General features: G+C 59.8%; 7 protein-coding genes. 4 read left to right on the top strand and 3 right to left on the bottom strand.

Features of this window, described 5'->3' with window-relative positions; all coding sequences use genetic code 11:
* From WCJ41_RS20045 to WCJ41_RS20030, 4 genes are all read left to right on the top strand, one after another.
* Window positions 1-229: hypothetical protein (locus WCJ41_RS20045; RefSeq protein ID WP_336907609.1), on the top strand; the 229-nt coding region annotated here is incomplete at its 5' end.
* A gap of 62 nt (window positions 230-291) precedes the next feature.
* On the top strand, window positions 292-558 hold the full coding sequence (locus WCJ41_RS20040) for a hypothetical protein (protein ID WP_336907608.1): 267 nt from the start codon (window positions 292-294) through the stop codon (window positions 556-558).
* Between the two features lie 8 nt (window positions 559-566).
* Complete coding sequence (locus tag WCJ41_RS20035) at window positions 567-2372, top strand: hypothetical protein (protein ID WP_336907607.1); 1806 nt, start codon at window positions 567-569, stop codon at window positions 2370-2372.
* Between the two features lie 490 nt (window positions 2373-2862).
* A complete protein-coding gene (locus WCJ41_RS20030) occupies window positions 2863-3240 on the top strand; it encodes a hypothetical protein (RefSeq protein ID WP_336907606.1) in 378 nt (125 codons plus the stop codon).
* 27 nt (window positions 3241-3267) lie between these two features.
* Here WCJ41_RS20030 and WCJ41_RS20025 read toward each other — a convergent pair whose 3' ends face one another.
* The 3 genes from WCJ41_RS20025 to WCJ41_RS20015 all read right to left on the bottom strand — a co-directional run.
* A complete protein-coding gene (locus tag WCJ41_RS20025) occupies window positions 3268-3753 on the bottom strand; it encodes a VUT family protein (protein WP_336907605.1) in 486 nt (161 codons plus the stop codon).
* Between the two features lie 12 nt (window positions 3754-3765).
* The gene (gene ndk / locus WCJ41_RS20020) at window positions 3766-4188 is read right to left on the bottom strand and encodes a nucleoside-diphosphate kinase (RefSeq protein WP_336907604.1); all 423 of its coding nucleotides are present in this window, start codon (window positions 4186-4188) and stop codon (window positions 3766-3768) included.
* Between the two features lie 90 nt (window positions 4189-4278).
* A partial coding sequence (locus tag WCJ41_RS20015) for an OmpA family protein (RefSeq protein WP_336907603.1) occupies window positions 4279-5087 on the bottom strand: 809 nt, incomplete at its 5' end.

Raw genomic sequence — 5087 nt, 5'->3', positions numbered from 1 at the left:
ACCTTGCCCCGGCCCGACCGGGGCATCCTCTTCCGCCCCGCCAAAAAAGACGCCCGGATCAAGTCCGGGCGAGGTGAACGTCAAAGCAAATGAACGCGCGCCCCACCCTAGCGCCAAATACGTGGGCTTTCTGAAGATCGGAGACATTACAGGCGCCTCCGTAACCCATTATTATTACGACATTTATTCCACTCTCAACTTTTTTTCGTGCAATATTGCTCATTTTTAAACGATATCCGTTGAACCCAAATTCGATCAAGACTATCTGATTTCCGCACACGGAGATTCAACATGGCTGCAAACTCTGAGAAAACTTCGGCAAAGGAAAGTGCGGGGTATAGCTCGAAAAGAGCAAAGTTCCGCGAACTTGCCGAGAGCCGCACGAACAAAGCATTGGATGCGATCGGTCGGATCGGCAATCTGTCAAATAAACAAGTATATGAATTTGAGGAGAGCGAGATCAAAAAGATCGTGAAGGCACTTCGCGATGCAGTGCAGGCAGTCGAAAGCAGGTTCGACAGCTCTCAAGGTCGTTCATCTTCAGGATTCAAGCTTTAGGAGCGTTCATGATCGGAAACATCTCCCCGCTTCAGGTGAGCGACGAAGCATTCATCGTGGCAACAATGATCGAACGTTGCCCAAAGACGATGATGATACGCGAACTTATGATGAATGCTGTAGAGGCGACGGTGACCGTCGATCCAGCGGATCGGCGGATTGAAATAGGCGCCCTACCCTTCGCTAGCACCCGAAAACTCTACATCCACAACACTGGTCGCGGCATGGATGCGAATGAATTGCTTCACATGTGCGACATAGCTGCGTCAATTGGCAAGGAGAAGAGCCTAACGGGAAACTTTGGCATGGGTGCAAAGGTTGCTTCACTGCCACAGAACCAAGTCGGGCTGCGCTACCGCTCCTGCAAGAACGGTAGAGTTCACGAGGTTATGCTGTGCAAACGGGACGGCATTTATGGTCGACTTCGTCGACAGATGCCGGAATCAGATGAATATCACGAAGTCGTAGATGTCACAGACCTGGCCAAGCAAGACGGGCGATCAGTCGATTCGGACTGGACGGAAGTTGTTCTGTACGGGAACCAGATGGATCAGGACACTGTCTCGGACCCTTACAATGGCGATCCAAAGCAGGACGTGCAGTGGCTCGCCACTTACCTATACCACCGCTTCTATCGACTACCTGAAGGTCTGAGAGTAAACCTTCGCCCAGGCGCACATAAGCTTGATGGCACCCGCCCCTTCGAGACGATACCGACTCGAGCACCACGTTTCTTTGAGCGCACCGAAACCGTCGAGATAGAGAACGGCATAAAGGTTCACTACCTGTATGATCCGCCCTACGGGAAGGATACAGGAGCGGGGCATAACAAGTCGATTGGTGGTGCCGTGGCGTCAGATGTGAGCACCTGCGCGATCATCTATAAGAATGAAATGTATGACTTGAGAAAAGGCAGGAAATGGCAATTTGACGCTCCGATTTTTGGTGTACCATTTGGCGCTAAACACATTTCCATACACATAGAGATCCCGGAGTCCTTTCCTGTCATTCCCGAGGCCTACAGAGAGTTCCTGAGATATACGTCTGGGGAACAGGCCAAGGCGGAGAGCACTCACTTTGCAGAGATCGTGCGGGATAACCGACCCACATGGCTGCTCGATGTAATCAAGAGCTTTGCGCCCGACGAGACAACGAGCGATGAAATACGAGACGAACTCCAAAAACTTCTCAACAGTTTACGAGTGCAAAGAGTTTCACCGCGCGTTGTGGATGTAGGGAGCCTCCATGTGGAACGGGGACCTGGTTCTGGCAGTAATGTGAGTCGAGGAGAAAGCGATGGTCGAGACGGCATGGATAGACGCAGGGAACCGGATGATCTTTCAGTTCTGCCGACTGGAGCGGTGAAAGCGGAAGTCTTCAAGAACTTAGAGCGGGCGCCCGAAATCATTCTTCTAAGGACGGACAGTGAAATTGCGGAGAAGGGACTTCAAGGGAGAGCCGCGCGTTACGTGACTGAGCCGAACACCCTTTTTGTCAACGTACTGTATCCTTCCGTAGATGCGATGCGTGTTGTGCTGGAGACAGAATACGCTAGTGCGTCAGACGTGGAATTGATGAGGTCATTTGCGAAGCAGCATGCTGAAAAGACAATCGTACTGAAAGTGGGACGCGCGGTTGTTTATGCACTTGCCAAGCAGCTGAACAAGGAATGGGATCAGAAGGCCATTGACAGTGCATCATCACCCGAGAGCCTGAGTATGGCCGCAGACGATTACCTAGATGCACTGCAGAATGCACGGCGCGCGATCGGGAAGGCACTTCGAATGTCAAAGCAAGACGCTGAAGCATCCTGATGGATTAGGAATTTTCTTTCTTGACTTTCTTCCTACTCTATGCTATCTATCCTCTCACGGCTGTTCCAAGAGGAGGGGACGATGTCGACAGCGTCTCGAAATTGCGGAATGGCCGGCGGCACCTGCGGCGGGGGGATTACGCAAGCCCCCGTCCCGGGCGCGACGGGTGGGACCCGGGGGCATTACGACCTCCGCGCCTCAGGCAAGGCGACACGTTCCTCGGGAACGGTACGCAAGCGCCTGCCCTTAGCGACAAACGCCGCGCCGCCGCGCAAGCGGGCCGGGGCTGGCCTCCAGTGGGGGGCCTGTCCGGCCCTTCCCGCCACTCCGGCGCAACGGGCGCATCGCGCCATTTTCCCAATTGGATTGCGTGAGCGCCCGGTCCGGCACTCCCTTCCTCCGCCGCGCATGGGCGCTCGCGGGGCTCGGCCCCGCGGGCGCCCGCCGCCGTGACGGCTTTCACACATAGTCATCAGAACATGGAGGTCACATGCTGAACCGCGCGTGGGTTGAACGCGAGGAACCACTTCCCCATTGCCCGCTGCCCGCCTGCCGCCGCGGCGGCGCCTGCCAGCACCCAACCGAGAAAGACCCCTGCCGCCGCCTGCACGAGACGCGCGAGGCCTTCTACACCGCGCTGGCCCGGAAGATCGACCGCATCGGCGCGGAAATCATCGCCAGCCGCCCGCCGGGCAAGGTGGTGAAGGTGGCCGAACCCGGAACACCGCTGTTCGAGCGCCGCCACAAGGCCCTCTATGACATGCTGCGCGCCGCCGACCAGGCCAACTCCGCCCGTGAAATGGCGGAGCGCGCCGCGAAGGAAAAGGAAAGGCAAAATGAAAAGCCCGCCAACGCGGGCGGCGCGTGACGGGCCCTGATGGAGATCGGCTGCCACTCAGGCCGTGGTGATGCGCAGCTTCCGGTCACGCGCACGCAGAATGTACCACACCATCAGCACACCAAAGCCCTTCGACACCACTTCCGTCATGAAGGCGGCAGGCGTGAGGTAGCCCGCGAGATACTGGAAGGCCAGCGTGTCCAGCGGCACGGCGATCATCGCGGAGATGAGGATGCGCTGGGAGAGCGGGCGGCGCAGGAAGGAATAGACGCCCCAGTCCGCCGTCTCCGACAGGATGAAGGCGGTGATGGAGGCCGCGGCGATCACCGGGTCCACCATGAACCAGGTGAGAACACCCGCCGCCGCCGTGGCGAAGAGGATATAGTGGCCAATCTCGCGCTGGGCATAATCGCGCAGCACGAAGATGAAGCCGACCACCACATTGGCGAGATAGAGGTCGCCCAGCGGCGTCGACCACGGTGCAATCGCCGTGAACATCCAGTTCACGGCGACGATCGCGGCAACGTAGAGGGCGACCCACATGGGCTCTGGTCCTTAGCCGACGATTTCTTCGGGCTTGAAGAGCTGGGCGATCTCGATCTTGGCATTGTCGGCCGAGTCCGAACCGTGCACCGAGTTGGCCTCGATCGATTCAGCGAATTCCTTGCGGATGGTGCCGGCCGCGGCGTTGGCCGGGTTGGTGGCGCCCATCACTTCGCGGTACCTGGCAACGGCGTTCTCGCCTTCCAGCACCTGCACGACGACCGGGCCCGAGATCATGAAGGCCACGAGGTCGTTGAAGAAGGGGCGCTCCTTGTGGACGCCGTAGAAAGCCTCGGCGTCGGCCTTGGTCCACTTGACGCGCTTCTGGCCGACGATGCGGAGGCCAGCGCCCTCGATCTTGGCGTTGATGGCGCCCGTCAGGTTGCGCCGCGTCGCGTCCGGCTTGATGATCGAGAAGGTGCGTTCGATGGCCATGAAAGTCCTCGTTCTGTGCTTGGTCTTATTAAAGGGATCGGGCCGCCGTATAGCGGCGGCCCGGCCTCATGGCAAGCTTTGGCTCCCGGCCTAGTTGGCATGCCCCAGAAGCGGGGTGATGCGGGCCAGCGAAACCCGGCGGTTCTCGGCCTCGGGCTGGCTCGTCGGAATCTTCAGGTAGCGCTCGCCCAGCCCCACCGTCCGCAGGTTTTCAGGCGGAATCACGTAATAGGTGGCAAGCGCCTCCTTCACCGCCCGGGCGCGCTCGCGCGACAGCCGCAGGTTGGCGGCGTCCGAGCCCACGGCGTCGGTGTGGCCCTCGATCAGGAACACCTCGTCCGGGTGGCTCGCGAGGATGCGCTCGAGGATGGAGGCGATGCGGTCCAGCTTGTCGATCTCCTCCTCGCGCAGGTAGCCCTCGCCGAAGCCGAAGTGCACCGTGTCGATCTCGATCCGCGCCATCGCATCGCGGGCATCGGGATAGCGCTCGATGTCGTCCACCGTGTAGCGCCGCTCGATGGCGCGGCGCGGCGGGGCGGCCAGCACGCCAGCCAGTTCGCTGTCGTCGGCCTCCGCCGCGAACACGTCGTCCGGCACGTCGAAGCCGGGCGCGTAGCGGTCCTGGACGTCATAGTTGAACTGCTGGCCGCCCTGCCGCAGGCGGGCCTCGCGCTGCCGGCGTTCGTCGATCATCTGGCGGCGCAGATAGCGGCGGTCGGCCTCCATCTGGCGCTGCCACATCATGCGCTGCTCGGCGTCGTAGCGGTCATCCGTCACCACGTCGCGGTAGACGTCGATGCGGCGCACGAGATCGCGGTTATCGAGCTCTTCCGGCGGCCGGCTGTCCTGCAGCACCACGCGCACGTCGATGTTGGTGTTGTTGACGGCCGTGTTGCCGC

This window comes from Aestuariivirga sp. (assembly GCF_037139295.1).
GTDB lineage: Bacteria > Pseudomonadota > Alphaproteobacteria > Rhizobiales > Aestuariivirgaceae > Aestuariivirga.
This window is presented reverse-complemented; position numbering and strand designations above follow the sequence as displayed.